Below are 18,077 nucleotides of genomic sequence, written 5' to 3'. Positions count from 1 at the left end.
CGACGAGACGAACAGTCGACTATGCGCCGACGACGTTCAGGTTGAACTTGGCAACCACATCGGGGTGCAGGTTCACGACCACGGCGTGCTTGCCCGTGTTCTTGATGTGAGCCTTCGGCAACACGATGGAGCGCTTGTCGACAACCGGTCCACCGGCAGCCTTGATCGCAGCAGCGACGTCAGCGACGGTAACCGAACCGAAGAGCTTGCCCGAGCCGCCGGCGGTCTTGACCGTCAGCGTTACGGACTCGAGGCCCTCGATAGCTGCCTTGAGCTCCTTGGCGTGATCCAGGCCGCGCACAGCGCGCGCTTCCTGTGCACGACGGATGCCCTCGACCTGCTTCTCGGCGCCACGGGTGGCGACGATTGCCAGTCCGCGGGGGAGCAGGTAGTTACGGCCGTAGCCGTCCTTGACCTCCACGGTGTCGCCAGGCGCACCGAGGTTGTCCACGTCAGCGGTGAGGATGAGCTTCATGTTCTTTCCTCCCTTTCCTTAGCGAGCCACGGTGGCGTAAGGCAGCAGTGCTACCTCACGTGAGTTCTTGACGGCAATGGCAACGTCGCGCTGGTGCTGGACGCAATTGCCGGTGACACGGCGAGCACGGATCTTTCCGCGATCGCTGACGTACTTACGAAGCAACGTCGTGTCCTTGTAGTTGATCTGCGTGTTCTTCTCTTTGCAGAAGGTGCAGACCTTCTTCTTCATAACCTTGTCGCGCAAGGGCGGCTTCGGCATGTCTTTGCTCTTTTCTGGATGTTCCTGATCAGGTACGGATCAGAAGGGCGGTTCGTCGCTGCCCGCACCACCGAAGGAGCCCGAAGCCTGAGGCGCACTGCCCCAAGGATCGTCTCCACCCGAAGGTGCAGCGCTCGGACGTCCGCCACCCGATCCGCCGGAGGAACCGCCGAAGTTGCCGCCTCCACCGCCGCCACCACGGTTGGCCTTGTTGACCTTTGCCGTGGCGTACTTCAGTGAAGGACCGATTTCATCGACTTCGAGCTCGACGACAGTTCGCTTTTCGCCCTCGCGAGTTTCGTACGAACGCTGCTTGAGCCGGCCGCTCACGATTACTCGTGAACCACGGGTCAAGCTCTCCGCGACGTTCTCGGCTGCTTCGCGCCAGATGTTGCAACGCATGAACAGCGCATCGCCGTCTTTCCATTCATTGGAATTACGGTCGAAGGTGCGGGGCGTGGAAGCAACCGTGAAGTTTGCAACCGCGGCACCCGCCGGGGTGAAACGAAGTTCAGGATCAGCCGTCAGGTTTCCGATGACGGTGATGATGGTGTCGCCAGCCATGTGGTTCCTCCTGCATTGATGTAAGACCGTTGGGCGCGAGAGTAGAGCTCGCTACCGACAGTAATTACTTGTTGTGGCGCAGAACCTTCGTGCGCAGAACCGACTCGTTCAGACCGAGCTGACGATCGAGCTCAGCGACGGTGGCGGGAGTGGCGTTGATGTCGATCACCGCGTAGATACCTTCAGCATGCTTCAGGATCTCGTAGGCGAGACGACGCTTACCCCAGACATCGACCTTGTCGATCGTGCCGCCGTGCTGGCGCACAACATTGAGGAACGTATCCAGTGAAGGAGCGACAGTGCGCTCGTCCAGGCTGGGGTCAAGGATGACCATCAATTCGTAATGACGCATAAGACCTCATCACCTCCTGTGGACTAAGTGAAAACGGCCACGGACTATCCGTGGCAGGAGGGTCGTTGCGTCAGCAACCCTCGTAGGTTACACGAGGGGCCTTGACCAGGGAAATCGTCCCGGCCCTCCGGGAAGACCGCCAAGTCGATGCGCGACGCGTGGCGCAGACGCATCACCCCGCGAGCCACTGCGCCCCCTAGGGTGAGAATCATGCGAACAGACCGCAAGACCCCGGCGTCGATCCTGGCGTTGGTCGTCGGATTGTGCGGGCTGACGATGGCGCTGGGCTATTTCAACAAGGCCAGATGCGGCGGTGCACCGTTCGCGCCCGACGGCCGAAGCCTGAACTTCGACGTCAACAAGAACATCGACGTCTGCTACTCCGACATTCAGTTGCTCTGGCTCGGACGAGGTATCGATCAGCATCTGTTCCCCTTCGTCACCGGAGGGATAACGCCCGAAGGATTCCTGACCGGCGGAACCGTCGAATACCCGGTGCTCAGCGGAATTCTGATGTGGCTGGGCGGTATCGGCTCACACACCGACACCGATTTCCTTCTGCACTCGGCCCTGATCCTGGCTCCTTTCGGACTGCTCACGGCGTGGATGCTCGGCAAGATGAGCGGCGCGTACGCGCTCGTGTGGTCGGCGACTCCGCCCCTGGTTCTGTACGCATTCCACAACTGGGAGCTCCCGGTGGTGGCCACCAGCGTCGGCGCGATCTTCCTGATGACGTTCGAGCGGATTCCACTGCGAACTCGCGCGGTTCTGGCGGCCGTCATCCTGGCGATCGGTTTCTGTTTGAAGCTGTACCCGGGAATGTTCGTGCTGCCGCTCATGGCCTATGTGCTCCTACGCGGCACCGAAGGCAAGCGCTACGACGTTCGTGGGGCGCTGATGACGGCGGGCGCGGCGATCGTCACCGTCGTCCTCGTCAACCTGCCGTTCGCCCTCATTTCCTACGAAGGCTGGCGCGCGTCGTTCAGCTTCCAGGAGAAGCGAAGCGCCGACATCACCACCAACTCGGTGTGGTTCTGGGGGTTGCGCCCGTTCTACGGTTTCGGAGTTCGCGAACTCAACGCCGACTACGACGCACTGGTGAGCATCCTGTCTCCGGTCATGATCCTGTTGTCGTTCGCGCTCGCGATGTATCTGGGTTGGCGACGATACGTCCGCGACGGCTACTTTCCGTGGATTGCAGTCAGTGCCGCGATGTTGTGCGGATTCGTGTTGCTGCACAAGGTCAATTCACCGCAGTACACACTGTGGATCCTGCCGTTCCTCGTACTGTTCAAGATCCGGTGGTTCTGGATCGTCGCCTATCTGATCGCCGACGCGGCGTTGGGTATCGGCATCTTCCGGTACTTCTACCAACTGGACATGAATCTCGATCCGAGCAAGTACGAAGCCGTCGTCCAGGCGAGTGTGTGGGGCCACGTCGTCCTGCTCGCCGTGTTCTTCTTCTTGTTCCTGCGAGTCCCACTGCGGTATCCGCTTGCCGGTGGGACCGATCAGATTGCGAACTCCGACAACAACCTTCCGACTCACTCACGGGAGCACGCCTGATGACTGCATCATGGTTCGAATCACCGACGCTGACCGGTGATCGTGTCCGACTCGAACCCCTGGGCGTCGCGCACACCGACGCTCTGCTCGCGGCGGCCGACGATCCGGCGATCTTTCGTTGGACCGCATCGCCCATCACCGATCGGGAACAGGCACAGACGTACATCGCTGCAGCCCTCGACGACCCGAATCGGATCGCCTTCGCGCAGGTGAACATCGCGACGAACGCCGTGGTCGGCACTACGTCCATGTACCAGATCGACCCGGTAAACCGCAGTCTTGCAATCGGATACACGTGGTTGTCGCGATCTGTTCAGGGAACCGGGATCAATCCCGAATCGAAGCTGCTCCTGCTTCGCCACGCCTTCGACCAGCTCGAGGCCGTACGCGTCGAGTGGCACACGGACGAGTTCAACGAACAGTCCAGGGCAGCGATCGCAAAGCTCGGCGCTCAGTTCGAGGGCCTGCTGCGCAAGCACCGACGCCGCGTCGACGGCAGTTGGCGTACAACAGCGCTGTTCGCGATGACCGACGAAGACTGGCCGACCATCGCACCTCAGCTCGAGACACGTACCCGAAACTAGCGATCACCTGCACTCTTCGGCCAAGTCCATGCCAAGATTCACCTCATGAGCGATCAGGGTGGGTACGGGTACCAGGGCAATCAGAATTGGCAACCGGCTCCGTACGGGCAGCCCGATCCGTACGGCAGGCGCCCGACGAACACACTCGCGGTGCTCGCCCTCGTCTTCGCGTTCCTCATCGCGCCGTTGGGGATCGTCTTCGGGCACATCGCTCGCGGCCAGATCAAACGGACCGGCGAAGAAGGCGACGGACTCGCCCTTGCCGGACTGATCATCGGCTACATCTTCACCGCACTCGGCATCCTGGCCGTGATCGTGTGGATCGCGTTCTTCGGGCTGCTCGCCGCCGCTTTCGGCAACGCCGCCAATGACGCGAGTTCGCGGAGTTTCACCTACACGACGCCGTACTCGTACTCCACGACCACGACTCGGGCACCGAGTGCACCCACCACAGCGCCGAAAACGACGACGCCACCACGCGTCACAACCTCGATCGGTCCGGCGCCGACCGTCTCTGGCACCGACCGTCAGGGTTTCATCTCCGGCGGCCCCAGTTGCAACTCCACCAATCCTGCCGTCGCCATCGCCGTCACGACCGGATCACGAATCGTCATCTGCGAAACGGGAGTCGGCCGCTACTACTACAAGGGTCAACGGCTGAGCGACGGCGCCACCATCGAACTCGACGATCCGACGCCCACCGGCAACGGATTCACCGTCACCAACAAGGACGTGACGTACCAGCTCACCTCCGCCGGACTGGTGATCACCGGCAGCGGAGGCGAGCTGGGTCGGGAACCGGCGCTCGAGTTCTGGATGAACTGACCCACGTCAGCCGGCGCACGGATCCTGATAGGGAACACCGGGCAGGTAACGCTCCCATTCGGCTTCCGTGATGGGAGATCCTGCGGTGCGGCACAATCGATCAACGACGCTGTCGGGGTCGATTCCCCACAAGCGAACGGTCTTGTCCGACCCGCTGCCCGCGATCATGTCACTCTCGCCGGCGAACTGAGCGTCGTTGACGCGACCCGGGTAGGCGGACAGCGTCGCAAATCGTGTTGACCGCGAGGGCGTCTCGATATCCCAGAGCCAGACGGTTCCGTCGCCGACACCGGCAGCGAGCCGATCACCGGCGCGGTTGAACGAGATCGAATAGATTGCGCCCTCGGGGCCGAGAAGACGAGCGAGCTCCTCGGGTGCCGACGGTGTGCGTACGTCCCACACGGCGACACTGTGATCCGCACTTCCGGCGGCCAACAGCGTCCCGTCGGCACTGAAAGACACTGCTAGTGCGTAACTTTCGAATCCACCCACCGTCGCCGCTACCCGGGGCGACGCTGGATTCGACACATCCCACAGATCCACTTCGTTCTTGGCGTTCGCGATCGCCAGTATGTCGGCGCCCGGTTGAAAGGCCATCATCTGCGGGTAAGAGCCGACATCGGTCGACGACAGCAGCTTCGGTTCCGATGGATCGGAAACGTCGACCAACGCAATGCTGTTGTCGTCCTGCGAGGACACCGCCAACAGATCTCCGGCGGGATTCAACGCGACGACCGCCACGATGCCCTTCACGTACACTGCGGGTTCGCTGTAGATCCGTGGCGACGCCGGATCACTCAGGTCCCAAAGATATGCACCGCCGCCGCCGGTGCCGCTCACAGCCAGGTTCCCGTCTGCCGACACCGCCGATGCACCGCTGAAAGAGTCGGCCCCTTGCGGTTTCAACTCCGGCATCACCGCGGGGCGATCGAGATCCTCGGTGTTCCACGCCAACATCGCGCCGCCCCTGGCACCGACGCCGGCCACCAGACGCGAACCGTCCGCGGCAAAGGGACTGGTGAAAATCGTGTCCCGAGCTCCCGCCCAGACCGGACCCGGTAGAGCCCACACGCGAGTCACACCGTTGAGTCCTCCGGTGACCAGGTTGCGGCCGTCGTCGCTGTAGTCGACGGTGGTCACCGCCCCACTGTCCGGAAGTGTTTCGATCAATGCCCCGGTTCGTGGGTCCCACACGCGCACGGAGTTGTCGGAACTTCCTGCGGCAAGACGTGTTCCGTCTTTGCCGTAGTTGAGTTCGTTGACGTAGCTGGAAAATCCCGTCAGTGCCGGCAGGGGAGTGGGGCGCGCCGGATCGCTCATGTCCCACCGAACCACCTCCCTGCCAGTGGTTCCCGCCGCAAGCTCGCGTCCGTCCGGACTGAAGGCGACGCCGAGGTAGTGGACGGTGGTGCCGTTCGGCTCGGTCGCGAAGATCGGCGCCGATTCCTCACCCCACTTTGCGACGTCCCACACACGAAGTGTCGATTGACGCCCGCCCGCCACGAGGAAACGTCCGTCAGGACTGAACGTCGCGGTGACGATGCCGTCAGCTGGGTGCGGAAGAGCAGGCAAAGCAACGGCATTCGCCGAAACGTCGATGTTCCATCGCAGGACGTCGGGCGTCGAGGTACCGGCGACCAGCTTGGTTCCGTCTGGACTGAACTCCATGTCCTGCACTACGCGTTCACCGTCGACGGGAAGAGTTCCACGGACCGGATTCTCGGGATCCGACACGTCCCACAGCGCAGCGCCGCCGGCGCCACCGGTCGCAAGCAGCCGTCCGTCCGGGCTGTAGGCGACGGCAAAGAGCGCCGTGCCCTCCGAGACTCCGAGGAACTCCGCCTGCGGAACAGCTGAGGCCACACCGTCCACCATCGGATAAAGTCTGACCTTCCCATCCGAACCCCCCATCGCCACAACAGTTCCGGCTGGGTTTATCCGGGCCTTCATCGCGCCGGGCGGTCCGATGATGCGAGTAGCCGAATGAACGCCCGACGCATCCAGCAATGCCGAGCGGGCTTCGGTTGTTTCGTTGACCGCAAATGCCGCCAGAGCAAGCTGCGACGCCAGCGACGGATCCCGCTCGCGCATCCTGATCGACTCGGTGGCCACCTGACGCGACATCGCCTCGTCTCGCGCGGTATCTGCTTGGACACGTTGACGATTGGCTCCGATACCGGCGACGGTCGCAACCACCGCCAACACCAGAGCGATCACCGACGCGGCTGCCAACGCAGTCACGAGTCGCCGCAGAACGCGTGTACGTCGGCGATCGGCAAATTCCTGCTGATCACGATGCTCGATGCTCGCAGCGAGGTACTCCCGCTCGGTGGCGTTGAGGTCGGCGGCGCGGGTCCGACTCGGTTCCAGTGGGAGACCGAGTTCACCCGAGTTCAGCCATTCTTCCGTCAGGTGAAGACGTGCGGGTCCGAGCAGCGCGCCGGGGTCGCGTCCACTGTCTTCCCATACCTGCGCCGCGTAGGTGAACCGGCGATGCACCGCCAGGCCGGCGCGGTCCGAGTCGATCCAATCGCGAAGCCGACTCCACGCGGACAGCAGCACCTCGTGCGAAACCTCGACCGTCTCTTCGTCGACGGTGAGAAGGCGCCGTAAGGCGAACCGGTCGATGACGGTGTTCACGTCGTCGACGTCGTCACCGAGGAAGAGTTCGGTGCGCGGTGCACGCCGACGCGTCTGCGTCACTTCGTCGACGTTGACCAATCGGAGGAAGATCCTGCGCGCCAACTGCTGCTGCCGCTCTGTGAGCTCGCCGTACACTTCCTCCGCGCTTTGCTGGACGGCTCCGGCAATCCCGTCGGTGGCGTAGTAATCCGAGACGGTCAGAGTTTTACGCGTCGACCGTTGCCAGGTCCCCAACAGTGCGTGTGACAGCAAGGGCAAAGCTCCGGGGTCGCTCGCCGTACGCGAGCCGCGTGGTGTCAGCTCGGAGATCAGAACCTGAACCAATTCGCTCTGCACGGTCATCCCGGCCTTGACCGCAGGCTCGACGATCACCTCGCGCAATTGTTCGTCGGTCAGTGGCCCGACCACCATCGGCGAATCGTCGAGCAGCGGCACCAAAAGCGGTTCCTCCGCCGCGCGACCGTAGAAGTCGGCGCGCATTCCGATGACGGCGATGGTGTTCTCACCGAGTTCCGCGAGAGTCCGCAGTATTTCCTCGCGCCGATCACCGTCGCAGTGCGTCCACAGTTCCTCGAACTGGTCGAGGATCAAGACGGTTGGTTCGTCGGAAATCGACGACGGAATTCCTCCCGTACCCGGCTGCAGGATTTCCACCCGCCAGCCGTCGAACCGCGAATCACCCTCGGCAACCTTGGGGGCGAGCCCGGCCCGCAGCAACGACGACTTACCCGATCCGGAAGCACCGATCACCATGAACTGACGGCGGCCGACACCTCGTATCGCCGACGCCACCCGTTGGGCCAAGTTGGCAGTGAGTTCGTCTCGACCGAAGAACCACTCGGCGTCCTCTTGTCGGAAAGATTCGAGACCTCGGTACGGAACGGTGGCGTCGCCGCGTCGTCTGGCCGTCAGCTGCCTCACTCGTTGCACCGCACCGATCCAGCGCTGCCGCTCATCCTCGGAGTCGACACCGCAGGCCTCGAGGAGCGCAAAAAACATCGGGGTACTCGCCGGCGTCGGCAGGTGCTGGCCGGCGAACCATCCGCTGACGGTTCCGTGCAAACCACCCGAACGCTCGACGGCTTCGCGGACCGTCAGTCCGGCCGCCTTCCGCAAAGCCGTGAGCGCCTCAGCAAACTGACCACGCGACTCGATCTGGGCGGGATCGACCTGATTGTGCCTACCGGCTTCCGCCTTCGAGTTCATAGCGAGGCACTCTATCGGAGCAGGTAGGGGATTTGTCCGTTGTATGGACTCTGTATCGAGAGAGTTGCGTCCGTTCCACTGAGACGCCTAGATCGAAATACTCGTTCTCAGTCGCGCCCCATCTCAGCAGCCCTTCTGCAAATACGGCAGTCGACGCCCATTCCCTCCGTCGAAAGGCGCTACTCGCATGTCTTCAATCGGCTTTTCTCCGAAGATCGAGGCAAACGTGTCCCGAGTCGGCAACCCCAAGCACGGCAAGCACAAGCCGAAGCTGAGCGTCCGCGAGATCGAAGTACTTCTCGCCTGGCTTCGTTCGGATTCCAAGTCCGAGGTCGCCGAGACACTCGGCCTACGCGTCTGCACCGTCAACACACACATCACTCGGGTACGCACGAAGTACAGCGACGTCGGGCGGCCGGCTCCCACGAAGGCAGCGTTGTTTGCCCGCGCGGTCCAGGACGGGTACACCACCCTCGACGAGTGGTGACCTCAGACCGCGACGGGTTCCGGTTCCTTCGCCTTGGACGGCTTCAACCAACCTGGTAGCCAGGCAGGTTGTTTGTCCGGAGCCTGATCGAGAACACCGCCCGCCGGATCGTCGATGAACCCGTACCGCACGAGATCCTCCGACGGCCGGTAGATCTGACGGAGCACCAGCGCGCACAGAACGAGTACCGCGATGTCCCGGATCACGACGGTTCCGGTGAACCACTGCTCGGGCAGCCCCTTGTTGGACACCCCGAGGTAATACATCATTCGCGGAACCCAGACCAGGGCGTCGATGGTCATCCACGCGAGCAGGAGCCTGCGGTGCGGCAAGGCCAACACGGCCAGCGGTACCAGCCACAGAGAATACTGCGGGCTCCACACCTTGTTGGTGAGCAAGAAGCCCGCCACCAACAGGAAACACAACTGCGCAACGCGCGGACGACGCTGCGCCGTCAGGGCGACGTAACCGACACCAATGCAGACTGCCACGAACAGCAGCAGAGAAACGGCGTTGAGATTCGACGGCGACTCACCCTGTGCGAGAGGACCGTCGAGGCCCTTCCACGACGTGAACGACGCGATCACGTTGTAGAGGGAATCGGGATCGGCCCCGCGCTCGGAGTTGAGCCGGAAGAACTCGTACCAACCATGCGGGTACAGGGCGGCGATGGGCAGGTTCACCGCAAGCCATGCCGCGACGGCGCTGAGTGCGGTCACCAGCCAGTCCCTCGTCTTGCCCGCGCGCAGACACAGAACAAAAAGCGGTCCGAGTAGGAGCAGCGGGTAGAGCTTCGCGGCGCCGCCCAGGCCGAGCAGAATTCCCGCGAGCACGGGCCGCTTGCGTGCCCACGCCAACAACCCGCCAGCCGCGAACGCCGTCGCCAGAGGATCGAAGTTCGTGAACACGTGCACGATCACCAACGGGGAACACGCGATGAGCGCACCGTCCCACACTCGTCGTCCGGCCAGCAGGGTGCTCGCCCACACGGTGACCAGCCACGCCAACGCCAATCCGAACGCCACGACGTTGAAATAGAGCGCCACCTGAATCGCGCCCGGCAGCCAGGTGATCGAATCCCACGCCTTCGCGACTTTCATTGCGCCGTACTGATAGAGCCCCGAGATGACCGGATACTCCATGTACCGCATCTGGATCGAACCGTCGCCGCGTACTTCTTCCCACGACGTCTTGTACGGGAATGCTCCCTGATCGAGGCGTTCGGCCCCGTACAGCGGAACGGTGTCGGAGTAACACATGGCCACGTACTGACGGCTGCCACTCCAGTCGAGGCCGACCTGCCCGCTCTCGCCGACCGGCGCCTGCTGAATACAGCCGGCCTTCGCGAACCAGCCGAAAGCCAAGAACACCACGGCGAGCAGAAGGATCACTCGCATCGGTGTGAAGAAGCGAGTGCGTCCGATCAGTGCGTGACGACCTACCGGACCGCCGACGGTTCCCGACAGCGCAGACACCATCGCGTCGTTGCGACTGGGAACGTCCCGCCAATCCGCCGAACGAAGATCTTCGGCCAGCGGAGCGGGGGAGGTCGGTTCGGCATCATCAGCATTCGCGGCCACTCCGCGAGGTTACCGTCTTTCGAACCGACCACCCTCCAACTACTGGCCGGGGCTCACACCTGCCGGTTCTTCCTCGGTGGTCTCGCCTGCCCCTGGTACCTGCGGCGTGGTTGTCGTCGGCCGGGAGATGCCCGGAATCGGGATGGTGATGCCCGGCAGAACCTCGACCTGCGTCGTCGTCACCACGGGCGGCGGAGTGGTTTCCGTCGTCGTCGGTGCGGTGGTCGGCGGCGCCGACGTCTTGGGCGGTGCAGGTGCCGTGTACTCCGGAACACCACCGGCTTGGCCGTTGATCTTGCCCGGCGTCGGGAACTTCTCGTTGTCGGTGCCGTCGAGGGCGCCGTCCATCGTGTCCTTCCAGATGTCCGAAGGCAGACCCGAGCCGTAGATCATCGCGCCGCCCGAGTTGGTGATCGCTTCACCGTCGGGAGTTCCGACCCAGACCGCGGTCGAGAGTGACGGCGTGTAGCCGACCATCCATGCGTCCTTGTTGGCTCCGGTGTCACCGAGCTGCGCAGTACCTGTCTTCGACGCCGACAGACGTCCGCCGGCCAGGTTGTGACCGCGCGAGTACGCCGCGATCGGCTGCATCGCAGCCGTCACGTTGTCGGCGACGGCAGCGTCGATGCGGTCCTCACCGGCGGGTGCGCCGCGGTCCAGCAGCACGGTGCCGTCGGCGGCAACGACCTTCTGGACGAAGTGCGGTGCGTGATACGTGCCGGATGCGGCGAGCGTCGCGTACGACGACGCCATGTCGAGCACGCGGGCCTGGTACTGGCCGAGCACGATGCCGTTGTTGGGACCGGAACCGTCAGCCTCGGTGAGCGACGGGCCGACGCCCGGGATGTCCTTCGGGATGCCTGCTTGGTGTGCGATGTCCGCGATTGCCTGCGGGCCGTTGCCGTCGAGGCTGAGCATCTGGCGGTAGAAGCTGGTGTTCAGCGAACGCTTGAGCGCCTCTGCGATGGTGCAGGTGCCGCAGCTTTCACCTTCGACGTTGCCGATGGAGATGCCGTTGACGGTCAGCGGCGAGCTGTCGTACATCTGCGAGAGCGGGATTCCCTGATCCAGGGCGGCTGCGAGACCGAACACCTTGAACGAGGAACCGGTCTGAAGTCCGGCATTCGCGAAGTCGTATCCCGCGCCGTCCTCACCGCCGTAGTACGCCTTGACGGCACCGGTCTTCGGGTCAACCGAGACAACTGCGGTGCGCAGGTTCTCCGGCTCACCCTCCATGTTGGAACGGGCTGCCTCGACCGCTGCGGCCTGAGCCTGCGGGTCGATGGTCGTGGTGATCTGCAAGCCCTCGGTGTTGAGCAACTGCTCGCTGATTCCGGCGTCGCCGATCTCCTTGAGCACCTGACGCTTGATCAGGCCCTCGGGTCCGGTCGAGCCTTGGCTGCTGTTGTCGACCTGGGCGAGCGGGATGTAGGCGGGGTACTGCATCGGCGTGCGCGCGGCCTGATCCAGCGTGCCGGCGGACACCATGCCGTCGAGCACGTAATCCCAACGGGACTTCGCGCCGGTCGGGTTGGTCTCGGGATCGAGGAGCGACGGAAGCTGAATCGACGATGCCAGGACGGCACCTTCTTCGATGGTCAGCTGGTCGACGGGCTTACCGAAGTAAGCCTTGGATGCTGCGCCGATGCCGTATGCGCCGCGACCGAAGTAAATGGTGTTCAGATACGCGGCGAGGATGTCGTCCTTGGACCACTCGTTGGCCATCTTCGAGGAGATGACGAGCTCTTTCATCTTTCGCGTCAGCGAACGCTCCGAGCCGACGAGCGCCTTCTTCACGTACTGCTGCGTGATGGTCGAGCCACCACCGGCACTGTCGCGACCGAGGACGTTGTCTCGGGCTGCGCGTGCGAAACCGGAGATCGAGAAGCCCGGGTTCGAGTAGAAATCGCGGTCCTCTGCGGCGAGAACCGCATTGCGAACGTGAAGCGGTACCTGATCGAGCGAAACCTCGACGCGGTTGCCGTCCGGCGGGACGACGGTACTGATCACCGTGGTGCCGTCGGCGGCGAAGACCGTCGCCACCTGATTGGTCTTGAGGTCACCGGGCTTGGGGACGTCCTGCACGATGTACGCCGCCATGAAGGCAAGGACGGGCAGAACAAGACCGAGCGCCACCAAGACGTAGGCCGAGCGGCGAACTGTGCGCCACTTGGACTTCTTCTTCACGGTGCTCTTTCTTCCCTTCGGTGGTTGTCCGTCGTTGCCACCGCCACCGGAGCCACCTGTCGGCGGCTTCGTCGGCGGAGGTCCGACCGGCGGGCGGGTGCCCGCGTTGCTACGGGTGGTCGCTGCTGCTGCCGCGACGCGCTGGGTCGGTTCGTTTGCCTGAGCGCCGGAGGCGCGACCCTGAGGCGGCGGGCCGGCAGGTCGGCCTTGCGACGGACGACCCTGAGGCGGGGGACCGGCGGGGCGGCCCTGAGGAGGCGGGCCCGAAGGTCGGGCTTGCGGCGGACGACCCTGAGGCGAGGGTCCCATCGGACGACCTTGCGGCGGACGACCCTGAGGGGGCGGACCCATCGGAGGGCGTCCCTGCGGAGGTGGACCCTGCGGAGGTGGACCCTGCGGACGTCCCTGCGGCGGACGACCCTGAGGAGGTCCGGCGGGACGGTTGGGACCGACGGGACGGCCACCCGGGTTGTTGCCTCCCGGGTTGTTGTTGCTGGGGGAACTCACGAATCAAATCTCCAGTGGTCACGGACCGATCACGTGCAGACTTCGATCGGGCCCTTCTTCGGGTGTGGCGTTACTCGCTGGCGGTGCGCCGGCTTGGTGGGCGTGCTCGCCGCGGTCGCGGCGGCGCAGGTACTGCGCCGAGCACATAGGACTGCACCAAGTGGTTCCAACTGCAGGTACGGCACACCTCTACAACGTGCACCGTGAACTCCTCTGCTGTTTCCGCAAGCCGAGCGAGCTCGTCCGAGGTTCGGGCCGATCCCGAAACCTGACCGAGCTTGTCGCCGAACACCCAGGACACGAGCGTCAACTGTTCCTTGCGGCAAATGGGGCAGACGACGTCGCTGCCCCGGCCGTGGAACTTCGCGGCTCTGAGTAGGTACGGATCGGCGTCACACACTTGCTTGACGTCGGTCCTACCCGCAGACACTTCGGCCAGCACAGACCGACGCGCGAGCGCGTAGTCCACAACTTGCCGCTGTATCCGCACCTGACCAGCGTACGTGCGTCCGTGCCGCCACGGACGGTTCGGGAGGGTCACGATGAACACATTTTGCGGTCCGGACGCATGGCGACCAGCAATTATCATTGGAACCTGTGAGTTCTTCCAAGACGCCGGCCACCCGCGCACGCGATACGGACCGTATCGACGCCTGCGCCAGACTCGACGCCGCTTACGCCGAGGGACAACTGGGCGCCGCCGAATACTTCGATCGCACCGAGCAAGCGCGAACTGCCACGACGGTGGTCGAGTTGGCGTCGTTGATCGGCGATCTACAGGAAGCTGCACCTCGTGCGCGCGTGAAATCTCCCCACGTGACCTTTCGACGAAAAGTGCTCTACGTTTCGCTGGCCGCTGCGGCGGTGGCGGGCGCGATTGCACTGGCTGCAGCCCAACGCGGTCCGCTCGAGCCGCCGGCCGAGGTGGTCGAACGGTTCACAGCAAGCACCGAGCCTGCCGATTCTCCGTTTACTCCCACCGGCATCGACGACGTCTTCGCGTCGTTCGTCGCGACGTACGGTTCCGAGACGGTGCGGGTTGCGACCTTTTACCCCGATCGAGCGGTGGTCGGCCGCGTCGACGGATCAGGGAACTTCCGGAACTTCGATTTCCGCGGCACTCTCACTCCGTCCGACGAACCCGCGTCGGTGGCCGGCAACACGGACATGGACCTCACCAACGTGAACCGCGACGCCTTGGTATCGGTGATCGCACAGTCCCCCGCCGCGCTGGCCGGTACCCGCGTGGACCACATCACCTTGGCCGATTCGGGTGCGCCGGTGATAAGCATCTACGTCGTCGACGACACCGGGGCGTACACGGGCGTGCGCAAGATGACCTTCGACGGCAGGGTGTTCTGACGCACAGGCCTTGAATTTAGGATTCTCGGCATGGCCCAGAAATATCCGCCGAACACCCGCGCCGCAAACCGGGACAGGGAGACAACCGCGGCCGTCGTCGATGCGGCGTTCGGAGACGGACAGTTGAACGCCGCCGAGCATCGCGCTGCCGCGCAGGCGGTGGCGAAAGCGCGCACTCTCGACGAACTGGCCGCCATCGTCGCAGACTTGCAGGGCGCAGCGAATCCGCCGTCCGATCGACGTCGCCCACCAAAACGACCGGTGCCGTGGTTCGCAGCGGCAACGGTGGCGGCAGCGCTGGTCGTCGGCGTCGGGGCTTATTCGCTCACGCACCGAGATCCCGTGACGCCGCCGTCCGCAGTTGCGCCTGCCGTTGTCCCGAACCCGGAGCCCTTGGTCATACCCACACCCTTCATGGCGAGCGCGGAAGGGATCGCCCTCTTACGTGACCGGTTGCGGGAAAAGTTCGGCTCCACCGTCGTCGACGAGATCACCTTCAACAACAGCGCAGCCTATTTCTCCCTCGCTGTTCCCGGTCAACCCAACCGGAAGATCAAGTACTCCTTTCGCGGCGGCTTCACTGCGGACGGCGATCCGGAAAGCCGTAAGATCGACACTGCGACAGTCGATCTCGACGCGATTGATCTCGAAGCCGTACGACGAAACATCGAGGCGATCCAGCGGCACGTCAATGTGCCCGACGCCCAGGTCTACTACATTTCGTACACTGCCGGAGAAGAACCGCTGCTGGATATTTCGGCGAAAAACAGCTTCGGCGAAGGCGGATTCGTCAATACCACCTCCGCTGGCGAACTCGTCCGCGTCTACGCCTTCACCGATTAGGAATCAGATCATGCCGTCGAGTCCCTCCCCGTCTAAACGTGCACGAGATTCCGACCGAGCCGATACCTGTGGGGTGCTGGACAACGCCCTCGCAGACGGGCAGCTACATGCCGGAGAATACGAGTCTCGAACATCAAAAGCAATGTCCGCCAAAACAATTCACGACCTTCAGGTTCTCGTGAATGACCTTCAGATCCCCTCTCGATATCTCGACACCGAGGTGGTCCGGCCCCGCCTGCCTGCGCCACCGAAATCGGTGAAAGCTGCTGCGGCCGTCGTACTTGTCGCCGGTGTCGTCGGGGCGCTGATCGGTTCGGCCACCAACCCGGACACGTCACCGCTCGGGACCGACGCACCGATCCCGAATCTGATGACCGGCCACGGCGTGGCGCAGTTCATCGACGATTACCGGGCCGAATTCGGCGACACCATCGCCGATACCGTCTCGCTCAGTACCGAAAACGCAACCGTAGAACGAGTGGCCCATGATCAGCCCGGCAACTACGTCAGATACATCTACGATGGTGACTTCAAATCCTGGTCGACACCTTCACCCCGAAAAACCGGGACACGAACAATCGACCTGTCGACGGTCGATCTCGAGGTTCTGGCGCGGCTGATCGCCGGCGCTCCGGAAACGCTCCGGGTTCCGGGCGGAGTGGTCGACCAGATCCGTTTCGAATACCCCACCATCGGCCGAGCCAACGAGCCGACCGTCTCTATGTACGTGAGAAACGAGGCCGACGACTCCGGCCACTTGGAGACCACACTGTCGGGCGAGCCGTTGAGCGTCTACCCGTTCGCCCCCTGATCTAGCCGTGACACCTTGGTACACGTATCGGGCCGCAGTGTGGTTTTATATATCGGCGCGATATAGTTGGTTATCGCATCAAGCGGTTAGGTTCAACGACTCGGGAGGTTTGTCAGTTGCTCGAACTCGCAATCCTCGGGCTGCTCCTCGAGTCACCGATGCACGGATACGAGCTGCGTAAGCGGCTCACTGGTCTGCTCGGCGCATTCCGCGCGTTCTCGTACGGATCGCTGTACCCGGCACTGCGGCGCATGCAAGCCGACGGATTGATCTCGGAAGACGTCGACACTGCCACCGGCACGCTCAAGCGTCGGGCGCGTCGCGTCTACCAGCTCACTCCGGAAGGTCGGCAACGGTTCACCGAACTGGTCGCCGACACCGGGCCGCAGAACTACACCGACGACGGTTTCGGCGTTCACCTCGCCTTCTTCAGCCGCACCCCCGCAGAAGCGCGGATGCGGATCCTCGAAGGCAGGCGACGCCAGGTCGAGGAGCGCCGTGAGGGGCTCCGCGAGGCCGTCGGTCGGGCCAGCGGATCGCTGGACCGCTATACCCGTCAGCTCCATCAGCTCGGACTCGAATCGAGTGAACGCGAAGTGCGTTGGCTCAACGAATTGATCGCAGCCGAGCAATCGACAACAGGAACATCCCGGAAAGAAGGAGAACCCGACCATGGGTGAGAACAGCACCGCGGTGCGCGTAGCCATTGTGGGCGTGGGTAACTGCGCCTCGTCCCTGGTTCAGGGCGTCCACTACTACAAGGATGCCGACGAGACCCAGACGGTCCCCGGCCTCATGCACGTCAAGTTCGGCAAGTACCACGTCCGCGACGTGCAGTTCGTCGCTGCGTTCGACGTCGACGCCAAGAAGGTCGGCTTCGACCTCTCCGAGGCGATCCTCGCGAGCGAGAACAACACCATCAAGATCGCCGACGTCCCGCCCCTGGACGTTCCCGTTCAGCGTGGCCCGACCCTCGACGGCATCGGCAAGTACTACGCCGAGACCATCGAGCTGTCCGACGCCGAGCCCGTCGACGTCGTCAAGGCACTCAAGGACGCTCAGGTCGACGTCCTCGTCTCCTACCTGCCCGTCGGTTCCGACGACGCTGACAAGTTCTACGCACAGTGCGCGATCGACGCAGGCGTTGCATTCGTCAACGCCCTGCCCGTCTTCATCGCTTCCGATCCGGAGTGGGCTGCCAAGTTCAAGGACGCCGGCGTCCCGATCGTCGGCGACGACATCAAGAGCCAGGTCGGCGCCACCATCACCCACCGCGTGATGGCGAAACTGTTCGAAGACCGCGGCGTCGTGCTGGACCGCACCTACCAGCTCAACGTCGGTGGAAACATGGACTTCAAGAACATGCTCGAGCGTGATCGCCTGGAGTCCAAGAAGGTTTCCAAGACCCAGGCCGTGACGTCCAACCTGACCGGCGCACTCGCCGGCAAGGTTCACGACCGCAACGTCCACATCGGTCCCTCGGACTACGTGGAGTGGCTCGACGACCGCAAGTGGGCATACGTCCGCCTCGAAGGCCGCGCCTTCGGTGACGCTCCCCTGAACCTGGAGTACAAGCTCGAGGTCTGGGATTCGCCCAACTCTGCCGGCATCATCATCGACGCCGTCCGCGCAGCCAAGATCGCCAAAGACCGCGGCATCGGTGGACCGGTTTACCCGGCTTCCGCTTACCTGATGAAGTCCCCGCCGGTCCAGATGGCCGACGACAAGGCTCGCATCGAGCTCGAAGCGTTCATCATCGGAGCCGATGAGGCGTAGCTAGACGCCGGGCCGACGAGGCCTGATTTAGGTTCACGCTGATTCGGG

General features: G+C 63.5%; 18 protein-coding genes. 10 read left to right on the top strand and 8 right to left on the bottom strand.

Annotation, left to right across the window (positions count from 1 at the left end; genetic code table 11):
* Positions 1-19: 19 nt before the first annotated feature.
* The 4 genes from rplI to rpsF all read right to left on the bottom strand — a co-directional run bounded on the left by rplI (position 20) and on the right by rpsF (position 1,652).
* Positions 20-475 (bottom strand): 50S ribosomal protein L9, encoded by a 456-nt coding sequence (rplI, locus tag AC1DVN_RS27335; protein WP_007735531.1) that lies wholly within the window; start codon positions 473-475, stop codon positions 20-22.
* A gap of 18 nt (positions 476-493) precedes the next feature.
* Positions 494-736 (bottom strand): 30S ribosomal protein S18, encoded by a 243-nt coding sequence (gene rpsR, locus AC1DVN_RS27330; RefSeq protein WP_003941245.1) that lies wholly within the window; start codon positions 734-736, stop codon positions 494-496.
* 39 nt (positions 737-775) lie between these two features.
* Positions 776-1,300, bottom strand: coding sequence for a single-stranded DNA-binding protein (locus AC1DVN_RS27325; protein WP_003941248.1), 525 nt, complete (start codon positions 1,298-1,300; stop codon positions 776-778).
* Positions 1,301-1,364: 64 nt separating this feature from the next.
* Positions 1,365-1,652 carry a 30S ribosomal protein S6 gene (gene rpsF, locus AC1DVN_RS27320; RefSeq protein WP_003941237.1) on the bottom strand — a complete coding sequence of 96 codons (288 nt, stop codon included), beginning with the start codon at positions 1,650-1,652 and terminating at the stop codon, positions 1,365-1,367.
* A gap of 210 nt (positions 1,653-1,862) precedes the next feature.
* Between rpsF and AC1DVN_RS27315 the strand changes: the two genes are divergently transcribed.
* The 3 genes from AC1DVN_RS27315 to AC1DVN_RS27305 are packed head-to-tail and all read left to right on the top strand — an operon-like array spanning position 1,863 to position 4,627.
* Entirely contained in the window at positions 1,863-3,218 is a 1,356-nt protein-coding gene (locus AC1DVN_RS27315; RefSeq protein WP_029256727.1) for a glycosyltransferase family 87 protein, read from the top strand.
* Positions 3,218-3,802, top strand: coding sequence for a GNAT family N-acetyltransferase (locus tag AC1DVN_RS27310; protein ID WP_477994451.1), 585 nt, complete (start codon positions 3,218-3,220; stop codon positions 3,800-3,802). Before AC1DVN_RS27315 ends, AC1DVN_RS27310 begins: the two co-directional genes overlap by 1 nt.
* A 45-nt stretch (positions 3,803-3,847) precedes the next feature.
* A complete protein-coding gene (locus AC1DVN_RS27305; RefSeq protein WP_020971364.1) occupies positions 3,848-4,627 on the top strand; it encodes a DUF4190 domain-containing protein in 780 nt (259 codons plus the stop codon).
* A gap of 6 nt (positions 4,628-4,633) precedes the next feature.
* Here AC1DVN_RS27305 and AC1DVN_RS27300 read toward each other — a convergent pair whose 3' ends face one another.
* On the bottom strand, positions 4,634-8,476 hold the full coding sequence (locus AC1DVN_RS27300) for an nSTAND1 domain-containing NTPase (protein ID WP_477994449.1): 3,843 nt from the start codon (positions 8,474-8,476) through the stop codon (positions 4,634-4,636).
* 187 nt (positions 8,477-8,663) lie between these two features.
* Between AC1DVN_RS27300 and AC1DVN_RS27295 the strand changes: the two genes are divergently transcribed.
* A complete protein-coding gene (locus AC1DVN_RS27295) occupies positions 8,664-8,963 on the top strand; it encodes a helix-turn-helix transcriptional regulator (RefSeq protein ID WP_020909716.1) in 300 nt (99 codons plus the stop codon).
* A 2-nt stretch (positions 8,964-8,965) separates the two neighbouring features.
* Here the strand turns inward: AC1DVN_RS27295 and AC1DVN_RS27290 are convergent, their stop codons facing one another.
* Both AC1DVN_RS27290 and AC1DVN_RS27285 read right to left on the bottom strand, forming a co-directional pair.
* A complete protein-coding gene (locus AC1DVN_RS27290) occupies positions 8,966-10,543 on the bottom strand; it encodes a glycosyltransferase family 87 protein (RefSeq protein ID WP_070795416.1) in 1,578 nt (525 codons plus the stop codon).
* A gap of 39 nt (positions 10,544-10,582) precedes the next feature.
* A complete protein-coding gene (locus AC1DVN_RS27285; RefSeq protein ID WP_019746057.1) occupies positions 10,583-12,730 on the bottom strand; it encodes a transglycosylase domain-containing protein in 2,148 nt (715 codons plus the stop codon).
* On the opposite strand from AC1DVN_RS27285, the gene AC1DVN_RS27280 reads away from it, so the two are divergent.
* Positions 12,714-12,893, top strand: a complete 180-nt coding sequence (locus AC1DVN_RS27280; protein WP_156511702.1) for a hypothetical protein — start codon at positions 12,714-12,716, stop codon at positions 12,891-12,893. The genes AC1DVN_RS27285 and AC1DVN_RS27280 overlap by 17 nt on opposite strands.
* Positions 12,894-13,307: 414 nt before the next feature.
* Here the strand turns inward: AC1DVN_RS27280 and AC1DVN_RS27275 are convergent, their stop codons facing one another.
* Positions 13,308-13,727 carry a DUF5318 family protein gene (locus AC1DVN_RS27275; protein ID WP_042448217.1) on the bottom strand — a complete coding sequence of 140 codons (420 nt, stop codon included), beginning with the start codon at positions 13,725-13,727 and terminating at the stop codon, positions 13,308-13,310.
* A gap of 107 nt (positions 13,728-13,834) precedes the next feature.
* Here AC1DVN_RS27275 and AC1DVN_RS27270 point away from each other — a divergent pair, with 107 nt between their 5' ends.
* The 5 genes from AC1DVN_RS27270 to AC1DVN_RS27250 all read left to right on the top strand — a co-directional run bounded on the left by AC1DVN_RS27270 (position 13,835) and on the right by AC1DVN_RS27250 (position 18,029).
* Complete coding sequence (locus AC1DVN_RS27270) at positions 13,835-14,599, top strand: DUF1707 SHOCT-like domain-containing protein (protein ID WP_060939392.1); 765 nt, start codon at positions 13,835-13,837, stop codon at positions 14,597-14,599.
* Positions 14,600-14,629: 30 nt separating this feature from the next.
* Positions 14,630-15,442 carry a DUF1707 SHOCT-like domain-containing protein gene (locus tag AC1DVN_RS27265; RefSeq protein ID WP_020971370.1) on the top strand — a complete coding sequence of 271 codons (813 nt, stop codon included), beginning with the start codon at positions 14,630-14,632 and terminating at the stop codon, positions 15,440-15,442.
* A 10-nt stretch (positions 15,443-15,452) separates the two neighbouring features.
* On the top strand, positions 15,453-16,253 hold the full coding sequence (locus tag AC1DVN_RS27260) for a DUF1707 SHOCT-like domain-containing protein (protein ID WP_020971371.1): 801 nt from the start codon (positions 15,453-15,455) through the stop codon (positions 16,251-16,253).
* Positions 16,254-16,369: 116 nt separating this feature from the next.
* Positions 16,370-16,933, top strand: a complete 564-nt coding sequence (locus tag AC1DVN_RS27255) for a PadR family transcriptional regulator (RefSeq protein WP_003946014.1) — start codon at positions 16,370-16,372, stop codon at positions 16,931-16,933.
* Complete coding sequence (locus tag AC1DVN_RS27250; protein ID WP_003945979.1) at positions 16,926-18,029, top strand: inositol-3-phosphate synthase; 1,104 nt, start codon at positions 16,926-16,928, stop codon at positions 18,027-18,029. The genes AC1DVN_RS27255 and AC1DVN_RS27250 overlap by 8 nt, the downstream gene beginning before the upstream one ends.
* The last annotated feature ends 48 nt before the right edge of the window (positions 18,030-18,077 follow it).

It is taken from the genome of Rhodococcus sp. P4_E4, from assembly GCF_056401575.1.
Note: the sequence above shows the minus strand (reverse complement) of the source record. Positions and strands in the feature narration are given on the sequence as shown.

What these genes read in the sequence shown, in the direction of transcription:
- AC1DVN_RS27325 (WP_003941248.1), bottom strand. Translation starts at nt 1,300, where the DNA reads ATGGCTGGCGACACCATCATCACCGTCATCGGAAACCTGACGGCTGAT.
- AC1DVN_RS27295 (WP_020909716.1), top strand. Translation starts at nt 8,664, where the DNA reads ATGTCTTCAATCGGCTTTTCTCCGAAGATCGAGGCAAACGTGTCCCGA.
- AC1DVN_RS27315 (WP_029256727.1), top strand. Translation starts at nt 1,863, where the DNA reads ATGCGAACAGACCGCAAGACCCCGGCGTCGATCCTGGCGTTGGTCGTC.
- rpsF (WP_003941237.1), bottom strand. Translation starts at nt 1,652, where the DNA reads ATGCGTCATTACGAATTGATGGTCATCCTTGACCCCAGCCTGGACGAG.
- rplI (WP_007735531.1), bottom strand. Translation starts at nt 475, where the DNA reads ATGAAGCTCATCCTCACCGCTGACGTGGACAACCTCGGTGCGCCTGGC.
- AC1DVN_RS27265 (WP_020971370.1), top strand. Translation starts at nt 14,630, where the DNA reads ATGGCCCAGAAATATCCGCCGAACACCCGCGCCGCAAACCGGGACAGG.
- AC1DVN_RS27260 (WP_020971371.1), top strand. Translation starts at nt 15,453, where the DNA reads ATGCCGTCGAGTCCCTCCCCGTCTAAACGTGCACGAGATTCCGACCGA.
- AC1DVN_RS27310 (WP_477994451.1), top strand. Translation starts at nt 3,218, where the DNA reads ATGACTGCATCATGGTTCGAATCACCGACGCTGACCGGTGATCGTGTC.
- rpsR (WP_003941245.1), bottom strand. Translation starts at nt 736, where the DNA reads ATGCCGAAGCCGCCCTTGCGCGACAAGGTTATGAAGAAGAAGGTCTGC.
- AC1DVN_RS27300 (WP_477994449.1), bottom strand. Translation starts at nt 8,476, where the DNA reads ATGAACTCGAAGGCGGAAGCCGGTAGGCACAATCAGGTCGATCCCGCC.
- AC1DVN_RS27305 (WP_020971364.1), top strand. Translation starts at nt 3,848, where the DNA reads ATGAGCGATCAGGGTGGGTACGGGTACCAGGGCAATCAGAATTGGCAA.
- AC1DVN_RS27250 (WP_003945979.1), top strand. Translation starts at nt 16,926, where the DNA reads ATGGGTGAGAACAGCACCGCGGTGCGCGTAGCCATTGTGGGCGTGGGT.